Source organism: Leptospira saintgironsiae (assembly GCF_002811765.1).
Lineage (GTDB): Bacteria > Spirochaetota > Leptospiria > Leptospirales > Leptospiraceae > Leptospira_B > Leptospira_B saintgironsiae.
Map to the genome: position 1 here is coordinate 94,514 of NZ_NPDR01000004.1, position 25,367 is coordinate 119,880.

The window sequence follows — 25,367 nt, forward strand, 5'->3', positions numbered from 1 at the left end:
CGGTTCGATATTATAATATAGACCAGGAGTAAATTTGTGCGCAAACCGTTTTCACTTTTTCCTATCTTAGTTCTTACCGCTTTTCCGGTCTGTGCAGAGTTCACTATTCCTTACCCTGAGAATTCTAATAAGAAAGAAATTCCTGTATTAGAATCTTCTCAAAATACCAAGACCAAACCCCAATCTGTTTCCAAAGAAAAGGAGAAGAAAGGTGAGATACGACTTTCTTCCAGAAACACTCAGGAGGAAAGCGAAAAGGAAGCTCCGAAAGAGAAACTTAAAAAGTTTTTTACAAGGCCAGCTAACAAGGGGACTTATGGGGATCGCCCGAAATTCTATCGTGGTCTTTATGTGAATAATTCTTTGGTTTCGGATAAGTCCCGTAAGAATGAATTGGAGTCCTTATTAAAAGATGCTTCCGATTACGGTGTGAATGTTTTAGTGATCGATCTTCAACCTAAAACTCCTTCTCCAGAAGAGATCTCTCGTATCAAGGGTTTGGGTTTTTATCCTGTAGGAAGACTTGTGAATTTCGATGGTGGTCTCAAAACTAAATATCCTAGTCCCGAAAGATTAAATTCCATTTTGGGTTATGTGAGAAAAGCATGTCTTTCCGGATTTCCAGAAGTGCAATTGGATTATATTCGTTATGCAGATGTTACCGATATAGACCTTACTTTGAAGGAAAAATACAGTAATATCAACGAGATTGTGACTCGTATTCGCGGAGAAGCAAATCAGTGTGAAAAACTTCCATACTTAGGCGCGGACATTTTTGGTAGAATTCCTTTTAATAGAGACGATCAGATCGGGCAGAAGGTGGAAAACTTTGCTCAACTTGTAGATGTGATCTATCCTATGTTATATCCTTCTCATTTTTATGGCCAACCTGGTCGTATCGCAAATCCTTACCAAACTGTTTATGATGGTTTGAAAAATACTAGAAAAAGATCTTTATCAACTACAAAGGTGGTCGGATGGATCCAAGGTTTTGGAATGAGCCTTGGTCCTTCCGGTAAATCTTTAAAAGATTATATCAAGGCCCAGATCGAAGCAAGCGTGGATAGTGATAGCGATGGTTTCGTCGTTTGGAATATCGTCGGAAAATACGGAGATACTTTTAGAGCGATTGAAGAAAGTATCCAGAGCGGCAAATTAAAGATAGAAGATTGAAATTGTTTTGATCACGCGTGTTGGAGTTCCATCACGCGTATTATAATTAAAGTCCTAAGTCCTTCTCTAATATTAGAAGATCTTTATCTCCAGGTACATTCTTAGGTCTATGCAGCTTATAAGATTGAATCGATTCTACAGTCTTTGTTCTTAAGAAATTTGCTTCTTCACTGATCGTAGTAGACTTTGCTCCACCTGAAAGTTCCATATATCTCTTTCCGTATAAAAGTGAAGTCAATCTATGAAGTCTATAGTCAGTAATATTATCCAGGCCTGCTTCTTTTAAAAGTTTTTGGGCTATTTCCCAGGACTTTTCTTGGCGATTTCTAAGCTTAGGCTCTTCTTCAGGAGAGATACTTCCCTTAGGTCTTTTGCTCGATGAATAAGAAGTGTATAATTTATAATAGGTCTCAGCGCTTCTGATCAGAAGTTCGTAATCTGTTTTAGAAAGTCTGAATCCTTCTCTTGCTACTTCTTGCGCTCTTTCTAATTCTTCCGGAACAAAACTGTTTTTAGAAAAGCTTGGGGCCTGATCAGCTTTACAATTTAAAAAGGAAACATACTCTCTGGAAAATCGGATCAAGTCTTGGTCTGAATCAAATCTGGATCTTTTTTTCCATGCAGAAGAAAATTCTGCACCTGCGCTCATAGGCAAGATCCCGGAACATACTGGCTCTTTGGAATCCACACCGGCCTCGTTCAAATACAACATTCCCAATCTGTAATGTGGCACAGGAGACATTGGATCTAAACGAATTGCTTTGCGAAAGGATTGGATTGCTTCTGGGATCTCATCTCTTGTGAAATGATAATCTCCAGTTTTACGTTCTACTAATGCAGGTCCGCTGAGTTCGGAGGAGACTGGATAGGCAACGGTTAGAACCTTCTCCTTAGCCATTCCTAAATATCCAACACCTCTTAATTGTTTTCCTGTGAATGCAGTTTGGAAGATGGATTTAACTTCTATTTGTCCTACGATACTTCCGTCTTTGAATGTTTCATGATCAAAATCTTTTTCGATCAAGTAGAGTATCTGCCCTGGGCGGATCCCTGGATCATAATGCACTTTTACTGTGACTATATCAGGTCTTGTATCGTATCCTAATTCGAAACTTTTGTATTTCCCTTCGTATTCGATTGGTTTGACCTTGTCGAACATAATGGTCTCCCCGACTAAGACCATTTTTTCTTTTCTGGGCATTCCATCTTTGCCTGTGTTTTTAGGCATCCCCACGTCTCGGAAAGCATACACGAATTCTTTGGAGAAGATAGAAGAGGAAAAAGCGCAGAGTAATAATATGATTACAGGTCGGGTTAGGGCCATACTTTTATTTTCGGCCGAATTGGCGCTTTGCCAATAGAAATTTTAAGGTTTGGGCGACTCCTTCGGACCGCGCTGCTACGACTTCGCGCATGCGCGCTCATCCCGGCAAAGCCAGGACTAAAGGTCTGCGCATCGCTGTCGCGGTTCGCTAGACCAATATCTTACTAAAGTTCTCTATGACCTGGTATTTATGTTCCGCCTGAGGATGGTTCCCAGGGCGAGAAACTATGATAGGCCTGACTCCAGCTTGGACAGCAGCGTCCGCTTCTTCTTTTATGTCCGTGAAGAACACGATAGAGCTTGGAGATAAAGAAAGTTTTTCAGCAATTTTAGTGTAACTTGAAGCTTCCTTTTTTCCACCTACTGCTGTATCGAAATAATTTTCGAAATATACTGTAAGGTCTCCAGCTTCGCAATATTTATAGATGAGAACTTGAGCTTCTACACTTCCTGAAGAATATACAGCTGCACGTTTTCCTGATTTTTTGATCCTTTCTAAAAAGAGAGGAACGTCTGAGAAAATCGTACTTTTAAGTTCACCAGATTCATATCCCTTCTTCCAGATCCTTCCTTGGATCTCTTTCAAAATTCCTAATTTACGATCTTTGGATACTAGGTATTCGCAGAATTTGGTAAGAGATTCCGGAGAATTGGAAACTTGATCAGTATATTCTTGTTCGTTTTTGGAAGCGAGGATGAGTTCCTCGGCGAAGCCTGTTTCCGCCGAGGTTTCAGAGAAGAATGGTTTAAAGTTTCGGACCGAGTAGGGGAATAAAACCTTGTGCACGAATTCTATCGGCGTGGTTGTACCTTCTATATCAAATAAATATAACTCGGTGTTTTGTTCTTCCAATTAGGCTGTCCTTTTGATCCTGCTAGCTTCTGCTGCCAATTCTTCGTGCATCTTTTGTTCGTCATGTTTGAAATTTTTCAGGATATAAAGCCATGCGAGTCCGCAAGGTATCCAGAAAAGGATCGCGATCGTAAATGCTTGTGTTCTGTCCGGTAACACTGTAAGGATCAATGCTGCCATTGCAGGTCCGAGTCCATTTCCAAGATTATCTGTAAGATTATAAAGAGCGAACATAGAAGATCTGCTTTTTGGAGGATTCACATTCATGATCAATGCTCTTACATTTGGTCCTGTTACAGAAATAATAATACCTGTAAGAATATTAATAAAAATGAATGCAGGGCTTCCTGCTACACTACCTGCATGCAATAAATAGACTGTAGGAAGGATCCCGATCAAGATCATACTCCCACAAAAGATAGGCAATAATGTCTTATTTGTATCGTATATTTTTTGGCCTACAATCCCACCGAAAAAGGTTCCGATAAAGATCCCAACTGCGGCAAAGATTACCATGGCTGAGGCCGAATCTTTCGGCATTCCGTATTGGAATTCGTAATAATCGTTTAAGAATACGAAAAATACTCCCCAAGGCACACATCCTGGGATCCCTTGCATGAAAATACCGATATTACTCTTGGTAGCGAAAATCGTACGGATATCTTTCCATGTTAAACGAACGGATTCTGAATTAATGTCCGCTGAAACATTTGCCAGTTCCTTTTCCTTTCCGCCTCTAGCTGGTTCTTTACAGAATAATCCGTAAACAAGCATGAATAGGAAAGAAGGAGCAGCCATATAGATAAAACTTTGTCTCCATCCATTGATTGGATCTTCAGTTCCTAAGGTTCCTCCTACCAATTGTCCGAGTCCAACTCCTAGTCCCATAGAAAGAGAAAGATAACCTGCTGCAGTAGAGCGAGACTTATCAGAAAAATAATCTCCGACAAGAGAGAATAGAAGAGGGAAACTTCCTCCCAAGCCGAAACCTGTTAGAGTTCTGAGGATTAAAAATTCATCGTAATTTCTTGCGAATCCGGAAAGAAGACAAGGGATCTCTCCCAATAATACTGTTCCGATGACCAAAGGTTTTCTAGGAAATCTTTGAGTAAGATAACCCATATAGACCGAAACAAATCCGCCTAAAACGAAGAAACAAATTGGGATCAGTCCGCCCAATTTCCAATCGATCTCATTTTGATCAGTGATCCCGAATGAACCTGCGATGTTTCTGAGGTTTGGTGCGATCAGGTTTTGGTCCGCGAATAAAAAGAAGGCCATTCCCATAATCATCCAAAAGGCGAGGATCGCGTTTCCTCCATGGGCGGCAAGTTCGCCTAATCCGAAATATCGAAGCAGGCTTTTTTCCGAGGTCGGTTGAGACATCCAATTCTCTCCACTGTGTTTCTGTTTGATGTCAGCTTCTGTAAGAAGCACGTAAAGCGACAGATTGGTGAGGGGAAAAGGAATCGGCAACGAAAATGTGATTTTACTGTGAGAGCTTTGAAAGAAAGGTCAGATTTTAGTCCTAGAACATCCTCTTTCTTCTGTTTTGGAATAAATACTTGACCCGACGTTTACTTGTCTATAGCTTCGGTCCGACTACAAGGGATACCGCCCTAACCTAACTGGAGCCAAACAGCATGGCCTACCAACATAAAGAGTTCTTCTTTCAATCTTCCAGAGACAATACCAAATTATACGGTCAAGCATGGACCAAATCCGGAGCTAATCGTGTAATTGTTTTTTGTCATGGATTCGGAGAACATAGCGGTCGGTATTCCAACCTCATCCAATATTTTAAGGATAGTGATGTTAACTTTTACGGTTTGGACCTAAGAGGTCATGGTAAATCGGAAGGTAAAAGAGGTCATGCTTCCGGTTTCGAAGCATTTGTAGATGATCTTGCTGACTTTGTGCATGAGGTTCGCAAAAGAGAACATAAGGACAAGATACTACTTTTAGGACATTCTATGGGGGGAGTGGTGGTCATCCGCTATGCCTTGGAAGGTATCAACCAGGATTATATCTATGGAGTTGTGGCCTGTTCTTCTGCATTAAAAATCCCTACTACTCCTTTCCAAAGATTCCAGATCTCCGTGGCTGGTTTCTTACGTAAGATCGCACCTTCTACTACCTTGGATGCAAACCTGGATACAAATTTGGTGAGTAGAGATCCAGAAGTGGTCCAAGCTTATATCGATGATCCTATGGTTCACGGTAAAATTTCATTCTCTATGGGTTATGAATTGTTCCAACAAGGTGCAATTGCGAATAGAAAGGCTGGGATCTTAAGGAGCCCTATCCTAATTCTGCACGGTTTGGCGGATGGGATCGCTGATCCGGCCGGAAGTTTGGAATTTTATAATCATTTGGTTTATAAGAATAAAAGAATGAAAACCTATAAGGGTTTCTATCATGAACTTATGAACGAACCTGCCGGAGAAAGAGAAAAGGTTCTAAAGGATATCAAAGAATTTATGGATTCATTGGTTCCAGAAAGAGCAAAGTCTTCTTCTGCGAAGCCGAGTGCGAAGAAGTCCTCAAAATCGAAACCTTCTCCTAAAAAGAAAGCAGTAGCAAAGAAGAAGTAACACTGGCTGGAAATAAAAGCCATACCACAAAAAGCCTGACCCGCAAAGGTCGGGCTTTTTTTATTCCTTTCTCAATCTATAAGTGATCGTAAAAGATAGGAAAAATAAGAAAGAAAGAATTCCAATTACACCATAGATCGTTTTCTCGGTGGAGACGAATATACTTCCATTATTAATTTCTCTTTCCTGGTTCGCAGTCTCGTTGATCGGTTCTCCACCTATTACAGAAAGAGTAATCTCATACTGAGGCCCCGCATAACTAACTATATTCGAATTCACATCGGGAGGAGCGTCCACAGAAACGGGACGTGTGCCCTTCTGCCCAATAAAAGAAACCTGCATATCCTTAGGCTTAGAGAAAATCACCTTCTCTCCTTCTTGGTTCTCAAATAGTAATCTATCTTTGAATTGAGTAGGGGACAGATTGGTAGAAGGGATCACGTAACTCACAAATAGCTGAGAAGTTCCAGGAAGGATCGCTCTATCAATTACCCAACCATTTTTACCTTTAGTCAATTGGATTGGGATCGCCATTTTATTTGTGCTCTGGGTTAGTTGAGCGCTTACCTCTAAAGCTCCTTCAGGCACATAAACTTCTAGTGGATCATTAGGATTTTGGAAACTTTTAGGTGGGATCGTATTATTTGTTAGAATAGATACTTTAGAAATTACTAATGCTTCTTTTTCTCTTACTACTTGGAGAAGTGATTTTGTTTTAACTACGGAACGATCCAGAGTTTTATCATAAACTGTGACCTCTTGTGGTCGGGACCTCATCATTGGTACCGGAGGGATCATCTTATTATAATTTACTCCGTTGTAAGTCACTTGAAGCAGAATTGGAAGTCCATCAGGAGCATCGATCTTAGGAAGTTTGAAACTTCCTCTTACTGGACCTTGGTCAGGAAGAGGCAAAGGCATCATCTGTCTTTCTAAAGCGAAGAGGCGGATACCTTCTGCGGACCCTGGTCCGCCTGTACTTCCATTTTTAAGGACAATCTGTAGTTCTAATTCCTCCCCAAACAAGGGAGATAGGCTAAAACATATAAAAAGAGAAAAGAATAGGATTAGAAATTTCTTCTTCATGGACGATTCCAATGTTTCTTATCCCCTGAAAAAGGGAAAGTCTTTCCGTTCTGATTCTTGTATCCGAAAACTCTAAAATTGTGGACGAATGTGAGGAATTTCGTTAGAAAGGAAGGCCAAGAGTGATATAAATAGAAAGAGGCCGCCTTGAAATTATTCAAAAGAATCCTTCTGGTTTTGCTAAGTGTTTTCGCGTTATTACTTCTGTTAGTTTATTTTTCCACATTCCATCCATCAGACTTGGAATCAGTACAAGTAAAATGTGAAGAAGGTGCTCCAAGCCTGGAGTCCTCAGAACAGATCAAAGTATTCTCTTGGAACGTACAATATTTCGCAGGAAGAAATCGTGTATTTTGGTATGATGTTCCTAACGAAACTGGACCAGATACCGGTCCATCCAGAGAAGAGATCGAATCTACTCTCAAAAAAGTAGCGAATGTCATCTTAGAAAGAGATCCTGATTTTGTTTTATTCCAAGAAGTGGATGATGGAGCTAAAAAAACTTACTCCGAAAATCAATCAGAAAGAATTCTCCCTTTGCTCTCTGATAAATACCCATGCCAGACAGAAGCGTTTTATTGGAAGGCAGGTTTTGTTCCTCATCCGAAGATCATGGGCCCTGTTGGAATGAAGCTGACTATATTCAGTAAATATAAAATTCTTTCTGCTTCTCGCCATCAGCTTCCTACTCCTCCTGCAGATCCTATCACTAAACAATTACAATTAAAACGTGCGATCTTAGAAGCTTCTATAGATGTAAAAGATAAACAACCTTTGGTTCTTTTAAATACACATTTGGATGCATTCTCCATGGGAACTGATACAATGCAAAGACAGGTTGCATTTATAGAGAACTTATTGGAAAAATTAGATTCTGAAAAATCGGAATGGGTTTTAGCAGGAGATTTTAATCTTCTTCCTCCAGGTTTTTCCAGAAAACACTTACATCCTAACGGAGCTTATTATTATAGCGACGATGAGGAAATTTCTCCCTTGTTCAAAAAATGGAATTCAACTGTAAGTTTGGAAGAATTGAACGGACCAAACCAGGAAAAATTTTATACTCATGTGCCTAACGATCCTCAAATTGCAAAACCGGATAGAACCATAGATTATATGTTCTATTCTAAAGGTTTAACTAAGAAAGAATATAAAGTATTAAAAGAAGGGGAGGCCTTGGAATCCAGTGACCATCTTCCTTTAGAAGGAACCTTCTCCTTGGAATCTCGTTAATCCGGCCGGACAAATCCTTGCTCTTTTCTTAGAGGGCAAGAATTTGGAAAAAAACGAAGATAGGGCATTATGAGACCGTTTAAAATTCTGGGAGTGCAGCAAATCGCAGTCGGCGGAGATAGTAAGGATAAACTTAAAAAGTTTTGGGTAGATACTCTCGGATTGCAAAACATTGGTTCTTTTAGAAGTGAAAAAGAGAACGTAGATGAGGATATCCTACAGATGGGCAAGGGTCCTTACGCTGTAGAAGTAGATATCATGGAGCCTGTGGATCCAAGTAAAAGTCCGAAAGTGAATGATCCTAAATTGAATCATATCGGACTTTGGGTAGATGATATTCGCAAAGCAGTCGAATGGTTAAGCGCTCAAGGAGTTCGTTTTACTCCTGGTGGGATCCGCAAAGGTGCTGGTGGTCACGATGTGACTTTTATCCATCCAAAAGGAAATGAAGAATTTCCACTTAGTGGAGAGGGGGTTCTTGTAGAACTCGTGCAAGCTCCTAAAGAAGTGATCGAAGCATTAGGCTAAAGATCAAAAAAAGGATCTCTTCGGAGATCCTTTTTTATATTATAATTATTTAACACCTTGTAGGAAGTAAGTGTGCATCGGGCCTTTTCCTTTTACCTCGATCACATTCCTATCTTCGAAATTATATTTATCTTTTAAGGAAAGATAAACTGATTCAGAAACATGGATCCTTCCTGTGGCTCCATGAGATTCCATACGAGAAGCAGTGTTTACTGAATCACCCCAGAGATCGTATACGAATTTGTTTTTTCCGATCACTCCGGCAACAACCTCTCCAGTATGAAGACCGATACGAACATTAAATTCGAATTCTAACTCAGGTTTTAATTCATCCAAACGATGTATCATGTCGAGGGCTGCCTGGGCCGCTTTATGTGCATGATCTTCTGTTGGGACTGGAATCCCGCCTGCCAACATATAACAATCGCCTATTGTTTTAATTTTTTCTAATTTATATTTATCGGCGATCACATCGAATTCTGTAAAAATACGATTTAAGATCTCCACTAGTCTTGTGGGAGTTTGGATCTTAGTGGTGAGTTTTGAAAATCCAACTATATCAGCAAAGAGTACGGTGGAAGAAGGAAAATAATCTGCGATAACACCTTCTCCTCCTTTTAAACGATCCGCAATACTTCTAGGTAGAATGTTTAAGAGTAAATTTTCGGACTTCTGTCTTTCTTCTTCTATACTCTTGTTCAAGACTTCGATCTTTTCCAAAGAGTCTTTTAATTCTTTGTTCCTTTTGGAAAGAGTTCTATAGGCATCCGCGTTATCCACACCGATTGCCACATAGTTAGCCAAAGTCCTAAGAATATTCAGCTGATTAGGCTGGAATGCATTTTTAGAATAACTGTGAACTGTAAGAATTCCGATCAGACGTTCTTCTACTTTAAGAGGAAAGTATAATGCTGATTGGGAATTTTCGCCGAAATGTTTTCTGATATCAGATAAATAATTCGGATAATCCTTTTCGATATCCAGAGTGATCAGTTCTTTTTGTTGTTTTACACAATAAGAAGAAGGGTTATCTTCTTCTAAAGAATCTACGGAAGGAGCCGGGACGTATCTTCCGTCTATTACGCAAAACTTATATTTGATCTCTTTCTTTTCTTCGTCGTAAGTTCCGAATGCTAGAACATCCATAGGAACGATAGACTTAGTATTTTCATAAACTGATTGTATAATAACTTTGGGTTCAAGGGAAGAAGTGATGATCTTTCCGATCTCTGTTACAAGTTTGAGGTCCATATAAGCGGCCTCTAACATTATATTAGAATCAGTTAATGCTTCTTGGGTTTTGAGAAGTCTATGCTGGGTGGAGTCCCCGATCTTCATAATCTTTGAAGATTGTTTAAGAAGGGACTCGTAGGATCCTACTATGGTTTTTAATTTTAGTTTAGGATCCTCTTTGGTATTCGAATCTTCTAAAAAAGACTGAGCGTCCGAGAGAAGTTTAAATTCCTGCTCGAAAAAAGTATTTTGTTCTTTCGAAGTTTCGTTCTTTTCCACTTGTTCCGCACGAAAGAAATCTTATTTATAAGATTTCATTTTGAAAGGCAGGGACAAATCGGAAGAGAATTCTTCTCCGGTTTCCTGCATGTCTTCGTCGTCTTCTTTATAAAGCCACTCGACTTCTACCTTTCCACCTTTGTCATGATATTTCTGGAGGTTGTCCAAAATATCCATGATCACTTTGGAAGAACTGGTATTAAAATAATCCATTTGAAAACGGAACTGGATCTGTTTGTTTGCAGTTTGGATTGCAGACAACCAATCAAAGACTGGTTTATAAAACGCCATTGCGTTTTCCGGATAAGATTCTCCGATAATTTCTGCGAGCCCCTTATCTGATTCTAAGATGATTTCCGGTGAAGTTTTAGTCTGTTGTATATGTAAGGATTCCATGATTAGTTTTCCTTCGTAAAGAATGCGGAGATTGTAAAAAAGGACAGTTTGTTATCCAATTTGTCGAAACGAAACACCAGAGGTCCGTCTGACTTCCTGGCGATATCGATTAATCCCACACCTGCTCCTTTGCTATCTTCCGGCCTCTCCGATCTAAGTTGCTGTTGGTAGAAGGACTTTAATTCGTCCTTACTCATGGAGTTGATTTTTTGGATCCTTTCGGTCAAAAATTCGATCTTCTCGTTTAGTACCAAATTTCCCGAAGCAACATGGTAGCCAACCGAATTTTCCCTAACTATGAGGATCCCTACGCCTGCTTCTTTCTGCTCTTCGTTAATTTTTCGTTCAGCGGAGTAGTGCAGCATATTTTGCGCTAGTTCAATAAATACCGCGAAAATTTTCTTTATTTTCGATTCCGTGCTCAAAGAAGTCCGGATCATAGATCCTAACTCAGTTAGAACTTCCTGGGACAGTCTGCCCTTAAAGGATACGAGCAGATTGTATTCGCTGGTTTCCTGATAAGTCTTAAATAGATTTATGACTTCATTTTCCATCTTCAGCATCTTCCTTTTTCAGAAACATCTCCTTATCTTCCCCCCAGTATCACACCGACTAGTGTTATGTCGTCCCGTTGAGCCTCTCCATTTTGGTGGGCTAACAGAAAGGATTCTAAACGTTCTTTTTGTTCTTCGCAGGAAAGATGTTCTATCCCGCTTAAGAAGTTTAACAACCCTTTAGTACCAATTTTTTGTCGGTCCGGATTCGGCTGGTCCATAAAGCCGTCCGTGGTTAAGTAAACACTCGTACGAATTCCTTTTTCCAAGGGAATGGAGTGTGTTGTAAATTTTCGCGTTTCTTCTTTTTGCCTGCCGCCGATCGAGAATCTATCACCTTTAATTTCGGTCAAGACTCCGCCTTTTCCTATAAAAATAGGCCGTTTTGCTCCCGCAAAGTATAAATTATTTCCCTCAATCTTTAATAGACAAAGATCCATTCCATCTCTGGAATTTGTTTGGTCCATGTCCTGTTTAAGGGCTTGTCTTACTTTTTTATGCAGTTGTTCTAAAATAGAACCCGGATCGGTGATACCAATTTCATTCACAATCTGATTGAGCAAAGTATTTCCAATCATGGACATAAGAGCTCCCGGAACTCCGTGGCCTGTACAATCGACGGATGCGATATATATTGTATCTTCCTGTTTTGAAAACCAGTAAAAATCTCCCGATACTATATCTTTCGGACGGAATACCACAAAATAATCAGAAAGTGCGCTTCCTAATACTTCAGAAGAAGGTAAAATGGCCTGCTGGATATTCAATGAATATGTAATACTGTCCGTAATATGCTGGTTTTTTAATGCCAGATCGTCGTTAGCTTGCGCCAATTCTTTTGTTCTCTCTGTGACTTTGCTTTCCAAATTCGCATAAAGTAATGCGTTATCGATGGAGATGGCAGCCTGAGAGGACAGAATAGAGATAGTCTGTAGTCTATCCGAAGTGAATGCCGCCTCGGAAAGATTATTCTCTAAATATAATATACCAATCAGTTCTCCCTGCTTGATGATCGGAGAACATAGAACGGATTTTGTTTTCCTTTCTCGAATATACGGATCTTTGTTGAACTTCTCATCTGCGAACGCGTTACGAAGTACCAGGTCTTCTTTGGTTCTCTCTACATAGTAGATAACGCTGATCGGTATATTTTTACTCTCTTGGATCGGAATCCCTTGGAGAACTCTGATCTCATCGTCGGTTGTGCTACCTTCCGCTTCTACGAAAAGTTTTCCGTCCCTTCTTAAGATCATGACTCCTTTTTCAGCACCTACGTTCTCGATAGAGATTTGCATTAAGGTATCCAATAAGGATTCTAGTTTGATCTCTCCAGAGATTGCGGTAGAACTTTTCAGAATGGATTGGAAGTCCAGAGTCTGCCCAGAATATACTTCTGTTGCAGAAGCGGTTCTTGTGCTTAAAGTCCCGATTGTGCGGGTAGTGCGGAAGGTATCCCTTCCTCCTTTTTCTCGGATGAATTCTGGGAATTTGGCTTTGAGAAGTTCCTGCTTTTTAATAGCTCCCCATCTTCCATATTTTTGGTAAGCTTCTGCGATATATTGGGATCCTATCTTGATACTTCCTTTGGAGAACCAGAATTTGGATGCAAGTTCGGCAGCTAAAGCCTCGTCATTATAATATTCGTTTTTACCAGCAAGTTGAACCGCTTGTTCATATGTTTTAGCAGCTTTCCAGTTTTTGTATTCTAATCTTGCAAGTTCAGCTTCTACCAAAAGGAATTTATGCTCAAAGTTTTCTGGAGCATTTGTGGAAAGAAGTTTAAGCTTCTCTTGGTTTTTTTTGATCCTTTCTAAGAACTTAGCCTTTTGTTCTTGGGTAGAAAGTTTGTAATTCGCAGCCATCGCTAAAGAATATAGATAAGCATGTTCTTCTACGGCGATCTGGCCGGAGATGAATCCAAGCATACTTTCGGATTCTTCTAATTCTTTTAATGCACTTTCTGCTTCTCCATAACTGAGAAGTGTTCTTGCTTTCATGATCTTGAAAAGACAAACGGGGAAAGGACTTTGGTGAGAATTACATAATTCAATATAATTCTCTTCACTCATATCATCGATGGAGAATTCTAAATGAGAAGAAGTTTTTCCTCTTAGGTTAGAAACTACCAGCGCTGATGCGAGAACAGTATCGATTGCTAAATTGTTTTTTACCTTACGAGTGAATTTGAGAAGACCATCTATTTTAGGTTTTACTAATTCTAGATTTTTAGATTGAAGGACCACATTCACTGCGTCGTTCATTGCGCAGTAACCACCATGTAGGAATTCCCCAGATTCTAAACTTGCCTGGATCCCTCTATGGTTGATCTCTTCCGAATATTTTAAATGTCTTACGAAAGGAGTAGTATAGTTTGCAAGAATGTTCGCAGCTTTGGTGATCCCGCTCGGGTTCTTGTACTTTTCACTCACCTTGATCGCAAGTTCAGCGAATTCATAACCTTTTCTATATTGTTGGAATCCTGAAGTGAGAAGGATTGCATACATAGAATATCCGTATGGATCGGAAAGGTTTCCATACTTCAAGAATAGGTTTACCATCTTCAAGGAAACGATTGGGAAAAGTGATAATGCAAAATTATAAACAGTAGGAATGGCGCTGATCAAAAGATTCACTGCCATGATCTGTTCTTGTTTTTGGATCAGTGGGAGGTCCAACAAGGAGTCTACTGTTTTTTCTTCCAGAGCCTTGTTTACGATCTCTATCTCTTCTCCTGTTACTTTTTCATGATCTGTTTCAGGAATATCCACACCTAAAGGTTGGAGTGCCTTTATGATCATTGGAAGAGCTAAATCAAATTTTCCAAGAGCAGAATATTGGATAATTAGAAGGTTACAAGCATCTGCTTTTTCGATCGGAGATCTTGCGTATTTTAAAAGTGTATCTATTGTTTTTTGAGAATCATCAAAGTTTCCCGTGAGATACTGGGTCTCTCCTAACTCTCTAAAGATAGAATAACAAAGTTCATACTTAGCATTCCAAAGAACATCATCTCCTTGAGACGCTTCAGGCAGAAGGAAAAGTAATTCTCTCGCTTTCGCGATATAAGAAAGAGCAGGCTTGTAAGCTGTAGAATTTTTGGCCTTTTTTCCTGCGATAAGATCCAACTGAGCCAGTTTTAATTTCTCAGCAGGCTCTGTAATCAGCCCAGAGCCGATATTCATATGATTTGCGATATCAAAGATATTGTCTTCGATCTGTTTAGGATCAGCTCCTTCGATCAGGAATCTTCCTAATTGTAGGCGGATCTTCTTTTTCTTTTCTTCTTCTATAATTTCGTAAGCGGCTTGTTGGACTCTATCGTGTTGGAATCGGAAGGTAACTGTTTTTGCAGTCTGGTAATTTTTATCCTTATTCGCAGCTGTATCTTCGAAAGATTCAGCAAGACGATAATTCTCTCCAATCGGAACGATCAATTCTTCTGCGATTGTTTCCTGCAAAGAACTGAGAGCTGTTTTATAATCTGTTTCTAAAATTCTTGTTAGAAGTGCCAGATCGAAACTACTTCCGATACATGCGGCCATTTCAAGTGTTTCTTGGATCTTAGGAGAAAGTTTACGGATCCTGTTTACTAAAAGTTCAACTACGTTATCCGAAATTTTAGTGTTACGGATCTTGGCGATATCCCATTTCCAGACACCTTCTCCCGGTTTCCCGGAACCTTGATCGAAATAGACCGAATCTTCTTTGGCGAGTTGTTTCAGAAGTTCCCCGATAAAGAATGGGTTTCCTCCGGTTTTAGAATGGATGATTTCCGCCAGCTCAGTGGTTTTATCTTCCGAAATATAAAGGCTGTCTGAGAGTAATTGTCTTACATCTTTTAAAGCGAGAGGTTGGAGAACGATCTTGTACGGATCCAATCCTTCTTTTTCCAGAGTATCCAGCAATACTTGAAAAGGGTGGGAAGAATCTACTTCGTTATCTCTATATGCTAATATGATGAAAAGGTAATTTACGGTTACGTCTTCCATCAAATTTTTGAGAAGTTCTAAGGAAGCGGTATCCGCCCATTGCATATCATCTAGGAAGATCGCAAGTGGATGTTCGGGACTTGCGAAAACCTTAATGAAGTTTTGGAATACTATATAAAAACGGTTGGCGTTCTCTTGCGGACCAAGTTCTGGAACAGGATCTTGTTTTCCTATGATGATCTCAAGTTCAGGGATTACATCCGTAACCACTTTCCCGTTGGCACCAACTGCTTTTTTGATCTTACTTTTCCAAGCTTCGATCCTTTCTGGAGATTCTGTTAAGATCAATTCCACTAAGCTAGAAAATACTTGGATGATAGCGGAGAACGGAAGGTTTCGATTGTACTGGTCAAACTTTCCAGAAATGAAATAACCTTTGGATTCGGTGAGAGGTTTATTGATTTCTTTTACAAGTGAGGATTTTCCCACACCGGAATATCCGCCAATCAAAACCATTCTGGATCTTCCGTTTGTAGCAACGGATTTGAATTCTTCCAAAAGTGTTTTGATATACTCGTCCCTTCCATAAAGTTTCTGAGGGATCTTGAATTCAGTAGAAAAGTCAGTTTGGGCCAGAGGGAAAGAAGGGAAGTCAGTTTTTTCTTTCCAGAGAGCGTAAGCCTTCTCCAAATCTCCTTGGAGTCCTCTTGCAGTTTGGTATCTGTCTTCTGCATTTTTTGCCAGAAGTTTCATTACGATTTCAGAAAGTACTGTAGGGATCTCTGATCTTGCTTCTTTCGGAGAAGCCGGTATTTTTGCTAAATGAGCATGTACTAATTGTAAAAGATCCTCACCATCGAATGGAAGTTTTCCGAGTAACATCTCGTAGTAAGTGATTCCCAAAGAATAAAAATCACTTCTATAATCTACCGAACGATTCATTCTCCCGGTTTGTTCTGGAGAAACATAATGGATGGAACCTTCTAAAATATTGGGAGCTGACCAAGAAGTTTCTTCTTTATTCAGTTTAGTCGAAATTCCGAAGTCTATGATCCGGATCTGTTTTTCGTCCCTATTAAATATTATGTTTTCTGGTTTTAAGTCTTTGTGTATGATCTTTTTGGAATGGATCTCAGCTAATCTTTCTGCAAGTTGAATAGAAATAGGAAAGAAGTCCGAAAGAGTCATCGGCTTTTTGGAGATAAAGTCCTTTAAGGAACCTCCGGGCACGAAGTCCATAAAAAGTGCGAATCCATCCTGCAACTTTTCGAACTTGATAGGTTTAACAAAATAACCGGAAGAAAGTAAATTTAGGATCTCGAATTCGTTCCTAAGATTGACCACTGAAGGATGTAATTCGTCCAAAACGGGAAGAAATTTGATGATGACGGATCTATTATCTTCTTTACGAACAGCTTTATAAACTTCGGACGCAGATTCGGCATTCAGCCTTTCTTTTAGTTCGAACCCTGTTACGATCATCCTTCTACTTCACCTTTATTTTTTTTATTCTAAATATCGAATTCTCAGAGGCGATACAAAAGTCCGCCCCAATAAAATCCGGCTCCAACCGCAGGAGAAAGGATTAGGTCGCCTTTTTTAACGATCCCTTTATAATAATATTCGGATAATGCGATTGGAATGGATGCAGCGGAAGTATTTCCTACTCTTTCAAAATTCAAAAGTATTTTTTCTTTCGGGAATTTTGTTCTTTTTAGAACATCTTGTACTACCACATCAGTGCCTGGATGAGGAATGACCCAATCGATATCTTCTAATGAGACATTATTCTTTTTTAATAGATCATCCATTGCAGAAAGTGTGAGATCCGCAGCATTAGTTACAAGTTCTGGATAACTTTTTATATAAAAATTCGGTCCTGGTCCTAATTCTATGATATTCGCAAGATCTCCGTCATCCCTCAAAAAGGAATCTATGATTCCGAATTCTTTATTTTCGGTCTGCTCTAATAGAACACCGGCTGCTGCATCACCTGCTGTGAATTCTCCGTAACCGTTCATTCTTGTTCTGACAGAAAATCTTTCGCTACCGATCACAAGTGCGTTCTTAAATTTACCGCTACTTAAGAATGCTGATGCCATTTGGACTCCGTGAACAAATCCGGTGCAAGCAGTACAAATATCGAATGCTAATGAGTTAGAAGTTCCCGCAAGTTTAGAAGCCTGAGGCGCCAAATCGGGAAGATAAAGGCGATCTGTCCAGTTAGCCAGAATAAATAAGTCTATATCCTCAGCTTTTTTTCCTGCATCTTTCAGGATCATTTTAGAGGTTTCCGCAGCCATGAATTGAGCGGTTTCCTTTTCGTTTGCCCTTCTTCTTTCAGTTACGCCTATATTGCCGATAACTGCTTTTTCGGCAGGATGCATTTCAGGATATTTTAATCTAGGGCGAATTTCGTCGTTAGTGACGATCCTTTCCGGGAGATAATGTCCAATCCCGGTAATTCGAACCCCGTTCGAAACTAGGTTTTTAGAATTCGCCATGGATCAATACTCCTTTGGTCCATAATAAATTTCCAGTCATAATTCCAATCTTTTGCTGCATCTTTATCATACTTAAGGCAAACGGGTATACACCATAAATTGTTCGGTGTAAATTCTTTCCGGATCTAATTCTCTGAGTGCGGTCAATTCGTCCGAATTGATTTCCGGCTCTTGTGCGATTGGAAGGTCCTCATCAGGAGGAAGCCAAAGTGTATATCTGAGGACTGCTTCTTCCGATTCCATTTCGTCGTCGGATGCAGGTGCAAGCCAGGAACTCAATTCGAAAGGATGATCAGAAAAAGAAGATCTTTGGAATCTTCCGAACTGGCATACTGCTTCTACCACCCTGTCTCCAGGTGAAGTGATATGTTTTACTTTTCTTACGAATCTAAAACGGTTTGCTTTTGCTACTACGATTGTGTCGGCAGTGGAGACGATATCATTTGCTCCTCCTGATCCAACTAAGAAGTTTCCTTTTCCATCTAATACTGAGTTGATATTTCCAAACCAGTCCACTTCTGCAGCGCCGATCACTCCTAAACAATCATCCGGTACAACTGTTCCTAATATACTCACTATATCAGATAACATGGAACATTGTTGAGTGTGAAGTTGGCTGAAAAGAAAAACATCTCCTACAAAAGGTTTCATTCCGTAAAATCCAAGTTCTGCAACGATCTTGATATGGATCCCTTCTTTTTCCAGAAGTTTGGCCGCTGTCCAGGCAGCCATATGCGCGGCTCCAATTCCTGCTAGAATTGTTTTGTATCCTTTTGTCTTAACCTTCTCTATGATCGCTCTTGCGGCAAGAATGATCATCTGTTCTGAATCATTTACAGTTTTAGGATTTTCAGGAGAAGAAAGAGAATGTTCCGGAGGAGTCATCTTCAAACGTCTGAGCCTAACTTCTCCGATCAGATCCAAATATTCTTCGTGGCCACCAGATAATATTACATTTTCTTTATACCATTTTTCAGCCTTAGCGGGAATTCCTGCCGCCTTATTGGCTTCCATTTGGAATTCGTAATCATCCAGATAAGATTCTACACCTTCGAATGCTGGGATTTCAGGAAAACCTTGTACTCTTAAAGATTGAGGATGTGCTCCGTATCTTGCTGGAGCTATTCCTAAAACTTTTGTGCTAGGTATATGTACTAGTTCAGGAGGAACTGTTCCTCTTGGTACAATCTTCTCCACAGTAGCGATCACACCTTTAGTCGCGGCAAGTGCACCCCAGGCTCCTTCTCCACCTGGTTGAGAAAGTACGATGTTCCCATCTTCGTCCGCTACTACTCCGTGAACCAATGTGATCTCAGGACAGAGTGGAAGCAGAACTACCATGTCCTTCTCTTTTGTTCCTCTACTTTCAGAAACTAGATGTGGGCTTGCTGCTTCTCCGTAAGGATTTCCTTCAGTAGGTTTATGATATAAGAAAGCAGTCTTTCCTAATTTGTCCGTAATCAGATCAGACCCAACCAAAGAATTTGAAACAAATCCTGGAAGTTTCATGGCGCCCGCCATCAATCTTTGCACCAAGGAGAGAAGAGACCAAAGTTCCAACTCAAAAGGTTTTCCTTTCATCAAGTCTTTATACAAACCGTTTGGACTTGGTTTAGGATAATTATCACCAGCAAAACCAGTGATCATCTTTTTCACTATGCCAGAAAGAGCAAGACAGTGAGCGCTAGAGTGAATTCCTGCAACGCTAATTGTGAACTCAGGATTTGTTCCTTCAAAAACTCTGGAGAGAGAATAGATAAGTGCATTTGGCCTAGACATGGTAGTGGCCAAGTGTAAGTACATGCCGGGATTAACGAATTCCCGTACAAGGGAATCAGGATCAGAAAGAATCTTAGTAGTTTTATGATTCGATTCTTGTGGCATTCGTTTATTTTGCAAAAAAGCCCGGACAAAAGGCGTTTTTACCAAAGGTTAAATTTTTGACGGAAAAAAGCCCGAATTCATACGAAATCAATGTGAAAATACCGCCAAATCGTGAGTTTAAATCCAGTGACATTTCGCATTTAAAGACTAACATCGTATAATGCGAATGTTTACTAAATAAGAGGGATTAGGCCTCTCTTTTTTACCAGACTCAGGTATAAAAATCCAGATCTTCCCTCCATTCTAACTTATACAAGGGACTCAGGGCTTTAAGATCGGATTTCCAGGCTCCGATACTAAGATGGAACCCTTCGAGAAAGAGAAGCTGAAATGTCAGAAGCCCCCAAAGAGTCTTTTAACTTCAAGACAGACCTAGTTGTCCGTAGATCGGATACTAGAAGCGCCACTGTAGTAGGTGGACTTTTTGTTTCTCACCTAACATACGAAACATTTATCCCTCTCGTAAACGAAGTATTCGATGCATTCTTAGAATCCAACTCTTGGTCCAAGGCAAATATTGCAGGAGCAAACATCATCATTCCTAAAATGGATGTGGAATATAAGTCAGAAGCAAAAGCAGGAGATGTTTTAGAATTTTCCGCTGGAGTTTTTAATTTAGGGAAGAAGTCCTGCGAGTTACATATTTCGGCTTCTCAAAAAGTTTCTAAAGAAGAAGTGGGACTTGCCAAAATTTCTCTAGTATTCTTTGACTATGTTTCTAAAAAAACTTTGGAGATCCCGTCCGCATTCAGGGCGAAATTCGAAGTATGAATTCCAAGGTCCAAACTACTCAAACGGAAGCTGAATTTCCTGCGGAATATTATTTTTCGACGGAGATACCGATCCGTAAGATCGATCTAAGTTTGGACATACATGTTTCTTTCGCAAGCGTTCTGGACCTTGTGATGGAAGCTCACCTTCAATTTTTCCAATACTTAGGTTATTCAGTAACTGATATACATGGGAACAGCATTATATTTGCAAATGCTTCCATACAATATCAGGGAGAATTATTATATAAAGATAAAGTGATTATAGACGTTTCCTTGAATAATATCGGGGAGAAGTCTTTCGATCTATACTTTAGACTCTCTAAAAGGAATCGAGCGGAGAAGGTCTCCGTCGTAAAGATCAGAGTTTTATTCTTTGATTATAAACTTAGAAAAGTGGTTCCGATCCCTTCTGAATTCAAACAGAAATTTGATACGGGCAAATATATCAAAATGCAAAGTCCTGAGATCGGAAAAGAGATCTCAAGTGCAGTTGGCCCTGATGGATTTGTATTCGGATTTCGTAAATTGGAAGTATGGAATTTATCACATGTGTTCCTTCTTCATTTATACGAACTTTGTGAGAGTTGGAAAGGAAAAGTAGAGCCAAGTCTTTTAGAACATATCAGATCCATTTCTTCCTTATTGCCTGTACGAATTGCGGGAGCTTGGGGAACTAGGATTCGTGCAGAAAAAGTAAAAAATATACTAAGAGCAAAAGTACATTTAGAAGAGTTAAGATATCTTCTTATCTTAGTAGCTGATCTTGGAAAAGCAGATCCTTCTCAAGAGTTGGATGACCTTCAGACAATCAATTCTCATCTCAAAAAATATCTGAACAAAGTCAGGACCGGAGAAACTAGAAAGATCCGATGAAAGATAAGGTCGCATTAGTCACAGGCGGGAACGCAGGAATTGGAAAAGCAATCGTGCTGGAATTTGTTTCCAGAGGTGCAAAGGTAATATTCTGCGGAAGAAGAGAAGAAGAAGGAAAAAAAGTAGAAGAGGAAATTTCCAAACTGGGCGGAAATGTGAAGTTCTTTCGATGTGATGTGTCTGATGATTCTCAAGTAAAAGAATTAGTACAAAAAGCAGAGTCAGAATTCGGAGGCCTGGACTATGCAGTGAATAATGCTGCGGTTGGTGGACTCGCAACTGATCTACATCAATACCCTGAAAAAGTTTGGGATAAAGTGATCTCAGTAGATCTAAAAGGCACCTGGCTTTGTATGAAACATGAAATAGAACTTCTTTTGAAAGGAGGAGGGGGTTCTATCGTAAACGTATCTTCTATCGCGGGACTCGTAGGAGCAGATTGGAAAGTGGCTCCATATTCTGCAGCAAAACATGGAGTAGTTGGACTCACAAAATCCGCCGCTTTAGAATACGCAGAAAAAAAGATTAGAGTAAACGCAGTTTGCCCGGGCTTTATTCGAACAGAAATGTTAGAAGGATTGTTCCATTCTTCGTCTGATCCAAAAGAAGCTGAGAAAAAAATTACCAGATTACATCCGGTCAATCGACTTTCTGAACCGAGTGAAGTGGCAAAAGCAGCAGTTTGGTTATGTTCCGAAGAATCTTCTTTTATTACCGGTGTGGCGCTTCCTGTAGATGGCGGCTATACTGCTAAATAAAAACGTAATATTTTTTCTTGTAGGAAAGTTCGGATGAGTCAAATATGCGTAATTCTGTTTCGAAAATTCTAAACGGTTTTTCCGGTCAAAAAAAATATGAAACTCCGGTATTATGCAATCACGGACAAAGGAAACTTTCGCTCTCATAACGAGGATTCTTTTTTATCCGTAGATAGTTTGGTATGCGGCCAAACTCATGGAGAATCCGAAACAGTCCGCGAATTAGATACCGAAGAATTTTCTGGGTTATTCGCCTTGGCAGATGGTTTAGGCGGACATGAAGCTGGCGAGATCGCAAGTAGAGTTGCATTAGAAAAACTTGCTTGGATGGAAAAAGCGATTCGTCCTATCGAAGAATTACCTTCCTCTGGTTGGAAAAACCTAATCCGCAAAATTAATAATGAAGTAAATGCCTACGGAGAATCTATAGGAAAACCTAAAATGGGAACCACTTTAGTTGGTTGTCTTTTGGGAAAAAGAAAATCCTGGATCTTTAATGTAGGAGATAGCCGTCTTTATCATTTTACTAAAGATGGACTTAGCAAAGTAACAGTAGATCATAATATTGGCGAAGAATTGGGTTCCAGTTATGGTCGAAATCTTTTGACCAGTTGTATTGGTGGCGGAACAAAAAGTATCGAGGTGGATACATTCGATTATTCCGGAAAATTATCTCCGGGAGATTTTATACTGATCTGCACTGATGGCCTTACTGAAGTTCTGAATATTGATCAAATCGAAAAGATCATGAGAGAACATGAGGACCTGAGAGAAACATGTAGGATCCTTTCAGAAGAAGCAAATCTCAGACTGACTAGGGACAATCACACTATTGTGATCATCAAAATAGATTCAGTTTAAGTTGTATTTTAAAGTCCGGAAGAGTAGGCGCCTTCTAACAGAAATCGGGCAGTCAATCGGAAGAATAAATCCCCATTGTCCGCCTCCTCTAATTGGTACACCAAAGGCATATCCGATTTTCTTGCTATTTCGAAAAATCCTAAACCTGCGCCTTTGCTTTTTTCAGGTCTGTCGGAACGGATTTGTTCATTGTATCTTTGTTTGAGTTCTTCTTGGGAAAGTTTTTTAACTTCTTCTATTTTACCTTTTAAGTATATAGCTTGCTCTTGAGTGATTGCATTTCCACAATTGAGTTCCCAGTTATGAGCCTTTCTTCTTAAAACTAAAATACCAATCCCACTTTTTTCGTCTCTTTCGATAGAATAATGTGCAACGTTCTGCGCCATTTCCACGAATACAGTGAGGATACGATTCTTCTTCTTTTCTTCTTCTAACTTTTCTTTTAGAAGATCATTTAAAGAAGAAATGGTAGTCTCTGAAAAAGGCCCTTTATAAAGAAGAGCCACTCCGGTCCTTTTAAGAACATTATATTGTTTTGATAATTGCATATACCCCTCAAAACTCCGGAGCAGCCAAACTTACGAATGAAGATTGGCTTCCGATCGCAAACGCCATGGAAATTGCATATCTGATTTTCGCCTTTCTGGCTCCTTCTGCGACATGGTCATGATCGCATTCAGGATCTGGATTTTCCAGATTGATTGTAGGACATAGAGTCTGGTTTTTTAACATAAGAGAAGTTGCGGCCACATTGATAATTCCTGCCGCTCCGAATGTATGGCCGAAGATCGGTTTGATAGAACCAACAGGCGCCCAATGAAATTTAGGACGACCCTCATACAAATGACCGATCGCGCGACTCTCCGCCAAATCATTATTATGCGTTGCAGTTCCATGTCCGCAGAAATAATCTACATCTCCCAAACGAAGTCCGCTGATCTTCATTAAATGTCTTAAACCAGTGGTTGCTTTTTTACCGGTTAGATCCATTCTCATTGCATGGTCTGCTTCATTATAACTATAAGTTCCTAAAACTTCTGAATAAATTTTGGCGCCTCTTTGTAATGCTCTGTCCAATCTTTCCATTACAAGAACGACTGCACCTTCTCCCAATAAAAACCCATCTCTGCTTTTATCATAAGGACGGATCCCTTTTTTAGGATTATCTTTTTCCAATGACATTACTCTACTCATTGGATCTGAATACATCATCATCAAAGGTTGTAGAAGAGGAAATTCATGACCGCCGGCATACATAACTTCTGCTCTACCTTTACGGATCGCCTGGTAGCATAAACTGATCGCATGATGACCACCCACACAAGCAGCGGATACAGTTGTTACAAAACCTTGGATATTTGCATTAATCGCAGTCAGGTTTGTAGGGTTAGAAGCCATAGAAGTAAGAACAGAATAACGATCGAACACGTTATGATCCTTTTCTTCTAAATATTTTCTCCAAGCGAAATCCCACCAAGCCATAGAAGCTCTAGAGGAAGAATCTATAAAACCAACTCTGCTAGGATGTAAATCACCTTTGGTGATACCTGCATCCTTATTGGCTTCTTCCATTGCTGACATCAATGCCAAAGTTTCTGTATTATAATTTTTAGAGTATTTATCGCTAAGGTCAGGTAGATGTTTTTTCCAATCGAAAGTATTCATCTCTCCGGCCACCTTGATCGGAAAGTTTTCTGTAGGAAAACGAGTGATAAAATCCAATTGGGATCTTCCCTCTGAAAGATTTGTCCAAAAGTCTTGTACTGAAAAAGTGTTTGGAAGAATGACTCCAATACCGGTGATGACTACCCGGGAGTTTTTTCCGTTTTTAGATTTATCCATAGAATAGCGGGTTTAGAAATTACCTAAGTAGATTTAATTTGGAAATAAAAAAATCATTCCGAAACATATAAGACGCAAAAAAGGGAGAAAAATCTCATAAAACCCGAAATAGGCGGGCAAATTTTAGATTTTCATTAATTCTTAGAATTATAGAAAAAGGATTTTCGAATGGAGTCTGTTTTCTAATTTGTTGGAAATTTATTTTGAGGCATCCAATGATACAGATTAGAGTTTCGATACTATTTCTTTCCGGAATTGTTCTTATGATTTCTTGTTCGAAATCTCCCGAAGACAAAATTTTGGCATTAGCTCCTCGGTTCCAGAAAGCGCTTTGTTCCAAAATGATCGAATGTAGCAAGGACGATATTGCAAAGATACCTCCCCAATATAGAGCAACTCTTCCAGCTTTTATGCAGTCTGAAGAAGGATGTGTTTCTTACTTTAAGGAAAATTTCGATAAAGCAAGAGAGCAAAGAAAGTCTCAGAAGAGGGAATTGACTGAGGAAACAGTTGCTTCTTTCGAAGCATGTATCTCTGGATTAGAGAGTGCCACTTGTGAACCTTTTAAAGGACAAAGAGGCCCGAGACTTGGAGTACCTGGTTGCGAAAATTTGGAAAAGATCTCTAAACCAGATTCTCCGTAAAATTTTCTGATTTTTATTCTTCGGTTGATTGTTGGATCTGTATCGG

General features: G+C 39.7%; 21 protein-coding genes. 9 read left to right on the forward strand and 12 right to left on the reverse strand.

What is annotated here, in order from left to right; translation table 11 throughout:
- Nucleotides 1-36 precede the first annotated feature (36 nt).
- Nucleotides 37-1,173 carry a putative glycoside hydrolase gene (locus tag CH362_RS10595; RefSeq protein ID WP_100710330.1) on the forward strand — a complete coding sequence of 379 codons (1,137 nt, stop codon included), beginning with the start codon at nt 37-39 and terminating at the stop codon, nt 1,171-1,173.
- A gap of 46 nt (nt 1,174-1,219) precedes the next feature.
- Here the strand turns inward: CH362_RS10595 and CH362_RS10600 are convergent, their stop codons facing one another.
- The 3 genes from CH362_RS10600 to CH362_RS10610 all read right to left on the reverse strand — a co-directional run bounded on the left by CH362_RS10600 (nt 1,220) and on the right by CH362_RS10610 (nt 4,736).
- The gene (locus CH362_RS10600; protein ID WP_100710331.1) at nt 1,220-2,497 is read right to left on the reverse strand and encodes a tetratricopeptide repeat protein; all 1,278 of its coding nucleotides are present in this window, start codon (nt 2,495-2,497) and stop codon (nt 1,220-1,222) included.
- A gap of 148 nt (nt 2,498-2,645) precedes the next feature.
- Nucleotides 2,646-3,350: an acireductone synthase gene (gene mtnC, locus CH362_RS10605; RefSeq protein ID WP_100710332.1), complete on the reverse strand. Its 705-nt coding sequence runs from the start codon at nt 3,348-3,350 to the stop codon at nt 2,646-2,648.
- Nucleotides 3,351-4,736: an MFS transporter gene (locus CH362_RS10610; protein ID WP_100710333.1), complete on the reverse strand. Its 1,386-nt coding sequence runs from the start codon at nt 4,734-4,736 to the stop codon at nt 3,351-3,353.
- Between the two features lie 257 nt (nt 4,737-4,993).
- On the opposite strand from CH362_RS10610, the gene CH362_RS10615 reads away from it, so the two are divergent.
- On the forward strand, nt 4,994-5,944 hold the full coding sequence (locus CH362_RS10615) for an alpha/beta hydrolase (protein ID WP_100710334.1): 951 nt from the start codon (nt 4,994-4,996) through the stop codon (nt 5,942-5,944).
- A 60-nt stretch (nt 5,945-6,004) separates the two neighbouring features.
- On the opposite strand, the gene CH362_RS10620 is transcribed toward CH362_RS10615, so the two are convergent.
- Nucleotides 6,005-7,030 carry a hypothetical protein gene (locus tag CH362_RS10620; protein WP_208859571.1) on the reverse strand — a complete coding sequence of 342 codons (1,026 nt, stop codon included), beginning with the start codon at nt 7,028-7,030 and terminating at the stop codon, nt 6,005-6,007.
- Between the two features lie 147 nt (nt 7,031-7,177).
- Here CH362_RS10620 and CH362_RS10630 point away from each other — a divergent pair, with 147 nt between their 5' ends.
- Entirely contained in the window at nt 7,178-8,263 is a 1,086-nt protein-coding gene (locus CH362_RS10630; RefSeq protein ID WP_100710335.1) for an endonuclease/exonuclease/phosphatase family protein, read from the forward strand.
- Nucleotides 8,264-8,332: 69 nt separating this feature from the next.
- Nucleotides 8,333-8,791: a VOC family protein gene (locus CH362_RS10635; protein WP_100710336.1), complete on the forward strand. Its 459-nt coding sequence runs from the start codon at nt 8,333-8,335 to the stop codon at nt 8,789-8,791.
- Between the two features lie 45 nt (nt 8,792-8,836).
- Here CH362_RS10635 and CH362_RS10640 read toward each other — a convergent pair whose 3' ends face one another.
- From CH362_RS10640 to CH362_RS10665, 6 genes are all read right to left on the reverse strand, one after another.
- The gene (locus CH362_RS10640; protein WP_100710337.1) at nt 8,837-10,303 is read right to left on the reverse strand and encodes an adenylate/guanylate cyclase domain-containing protein; all 1,467 of its coding nucleotides are present in this window, start codon (nt 10,301-10,303) and stop codon (nt 8,837-8,839) included.
- Nucleotides 10,304-10,324: 21 nt separating this feature from the next.
- Nucleotides 10,325-10,699, reverse strand: a complete 375-nt coding sequence (locus CH362_RS10645) for a DUF1987 domain-containing protein (RefSeq protein ID WP_086446050.1) — start codon at nt 10,697-10,699, stop codon at nt 10,325-10,327.
- Between the two features lie 2 nt (nt 10,700-10,701).
- Entirely contained in the window at nt 10,702-11,253 is a 552-nt protein-coding gene (locus tag CH362_RS10650) for a SiaB family protein kinase (protein ID WP_100710606.1), read from the reverse strand.
- Between the two features lie 32 nt (nt 11,254-11,285).
- Complete coding sequence (locus tag CH362_RS10655; protein WP_100710338.1) at nt 11,286-16,664, reverse strand: AAA family ATPase; 5,379 nt, start codon at nt 16,662-16,664, stop codon at nt 11,286-11,288.
- Between the two features lie 44 nt (nt 16,665-16,708).
- Nucleotides 16,709-17,686 (reverse strand): ketoacyl-ACP synthase III, encoded by a 978-nt coding sequence (locus tag CH362_RS10660; protein WP_100710339.1) that lies wholly within the window; start codon nt 17,684-17,686, stop codon nt 16,709-16,711.
- Nucleotides 17,687-17,758: 72 nt separating this feature from the next.
- Nucleotides 17,759-19,570, reverse strand: a complete 1,812-nt coding sequence (locus CH362_RS10665; RefSeq protein ID WP_100710340.1) for a CoA-transferase — start codon at nt 19,568-19,570, stop codon at nt 17,759-17,761.
- A 330-nt stretch (nt 19,571-19,900) separates the two neighbouring features.
- Here CH362_RS10665 and CH362_RS10670 point away from each other — a divergent pair, with 330 nt between their 5' ends.
- From CH362_RS10670 to CH362_RS10685, 4 genes are all read left to right on the forward strand, one after another.
- Entirely contained in the window at nt 19,901-20,341 is a 441-nt protein-coding gene (locus CH362_RS10670) for an acyl-CoA thioesterase (protein WP_100710341.1), read from the forward strand.
- Complete coding sequence (locus tag CH362_RS10675; RefSeq protein WP_100710342.1) at nt 20,338-21,216, forward strand: four helix bundle protein; 879 nt, start codon at nt 20,338-20,340, stop codon at nt 21,214-21,216. The genes CH362_RS10670 and CH362_RS10675 overlap by 4 nt, the downstream gene beginning before the upstream one ends.
- The gene (locus tag CH362_RS10680; RefSeq protein WP_100710343.1) at nt 21,213-21,974 is read left to right on the forward strand and encodes an SDR family NAD(P)-dependent oxidoreductase; all 762 of its coding nucleotides are present in this window, start codon (nt 21,213-21,215) and stop codon (nt 21,972-21,974) included. The genes CH362_RS10675 and CH362_RS10680 overlap by 4 nt, the downstream gene beginning before the upstream one ends.
- Before the next feature lie 96 nt (nt 21,975-22,070).
- Entirely contained in the window at nt 22,071-22,835 is a 765-nt protein-coding gene (locus tag CH362_RS10685) for a PP2C family protein-serine/threonine phosphatase (protein ID WP_100710344.1), read from the forward strand.
- An 8-nt stretch (nt 22,836-22,843) separates the two neighbouring features.
- Here CH362_RS10685 and CH362_RS10690 read toward each other — a convergent pair whose 3' ends face one another.
- Nucleotides 22,844-23,383 (reverse strand): SiaB family protein kinase, encoded by a 540-nt coding sequence (locus CH362_RS10690; RefSeq protein WP_100710345.1) that lies wholly within the window; start codon nt 23,381-23,383, stop codon nt 22,844-22,846.
- Nucleotides 23,384-23,390: 7 nt separating this feature from the next.
- Nucleotides 23,391-24,677, reverse strand: coding sequence for a beta-ketoacyl-[acyl-carrier-protein] synthase family protein (locus CH362_RS10695; protein ID WP_100710346.1), 1,287 nt, complete (start codon nt 24,675-24,677; stop codon nt 23,391-23,393).
- 263 nt (nt 24,678-24,940) lie between these two features.
- On the opposite strand from CH362_RS10695, the gene CH362_RS10700 reads away from it, so the two are divergent.
- Entirely contained in the window at nt 24,941-25,321 is a 381-nt protein-coding gene (locus CH362_RS10700) for an LA_2478/LA_2722/LA_4182 family protein (protein WP_244280554.1), read from the forward strand.
- The last annotated feature ends 46 nt before the right edge of the window (nt 25,322-25,367 follow it).

What these genes read in the sequence shown, in the direction of transcription:
- CH362_RS10600 (WP_100710331.1), bottom strand. Translation starts at nt 2,497, where the DNA reads ATGGCCCTAACCCGACCTGTAATCATATTATTACTCTGCGCTTTTTCC.
- CH362_RS10610 (WP_100710333.1), bottom strand. Translation starts at nt 4,736, where the DNA reads ATGTCTCAACCGACCTCGGAAAAAAGCCTGCTTCGATATTTCGGATTA.
- CH362_RS10615 (WP_100710334.1), top strand. Translation starts at nt 4,994, where the DNA reads ATGGCCTACCAACATAAAGAGTTCTTCTTTCAATCTTCCAGAGACAAT.
- CH362_RS10620 (WP_208859571.1), bottom strand. Translation starts at nt 7,030, where the DNA reads ATGAAGAAGAAATTTCTAATCCTATTCTTTTCTCTTTTTATATGTTTT.
- CH362_RS10635 (WP_100710336.1), top strand. Translation starts at nt 8,333, where the DNA reads ATGAGACCGTTTAAAATTCTGGGAGTGCAGCAAATCGCAGTCGGCGGA.
- CH362_RS10645 (WP_086446050.1), bottom strand. Translation starts at nt 10,699, where the DNA reads ATGGAATCCTTACATATACAACAGACTAAAACTTCACCGGAAATCATC.
- CH362_RS10650 (WP_100710606.1), bottom strand. Translation starts at nt 11,253, where the DNA reads ATGGAAAATGAAGTCATAAATCTATTTAAGACTTATCAGGAAACCAGC.
- CH362_RS10655 (WP_100710338.1), bottom strand. Translation starts at nt 16,664, where the DNA reads ATGATCGTAACAGGGTTCGAACTAAAAGAAAGGCTGAATGCCGAATCT.
- CH362_RS10660 (WP_100710339.1), bottom strand. Translation starts at nt 17,686, where the DNA reads ATGGCGAATTCTAAAAACCTAGTTTCGAACGGGGTTCGAATTACCGGG.
- CH362_RS10665 (WP_100710340.1), bottom strand. Translation starts at nt 19,570, where the DNA reads ATGCCACAAGAATCGAATCATAAAACTACTAAGATTCTTTCTGATCCT.
- CH362_RS10670 (WP_100710341.1), top strand. Translation starts at nt 19,901, where the DNA reads ATGTCAGAAGCCCCCAAAGAGTCTTTTAACTTCAAGACAGACCTAGTT.
- CH362_RS10675 (WP_100710342.1), top strand. Translation starts at nt 20,338, where the DNA reads ATGAATTCCAAGGTCCAAACTACTCAAACGGAAGCTGAATTTCCTGCG.
- CH362_RS10680 (WP_100710343.1), top strand. Translation starts at nt 21,213, where the DNA reads ATGAAAGATAAGGTCGCATTAGTCACAGGCGGGAACGCAGGAATTGGA.
- CH362_RS10685 (WP_100710344.1), top strand. Translation starts at nt 22,071, where the DNA reads ATGAAACTCCGGTATTATGCAATCACGGACAAAGGAAACTTTCGCTCT.
- CH362_RS10690 (WP_100710345.1), bottom strand. Translation starts at nt 23,383, where the DNA reads ATGCAATTATCAAAACAATATAATGTTCTTAAAAGGACCGGAGTGGCT.
- CH362_RS10695 (WP_100710346.1), bottom strand. Translation starts at nt 24,677, where the DNA reads ATGGATAAATCTAAAAACGGAAAAAACTCCCGGGTAGTCATCACCGGT.
- CH362_RS10700 (WP_244280554.1), top strand. Translation starts at nt 24,941, where the DNA reads ATGATTTCTTGTTCGAAATCTCCCGAAGACAAAATTTTGGCATTAGCT.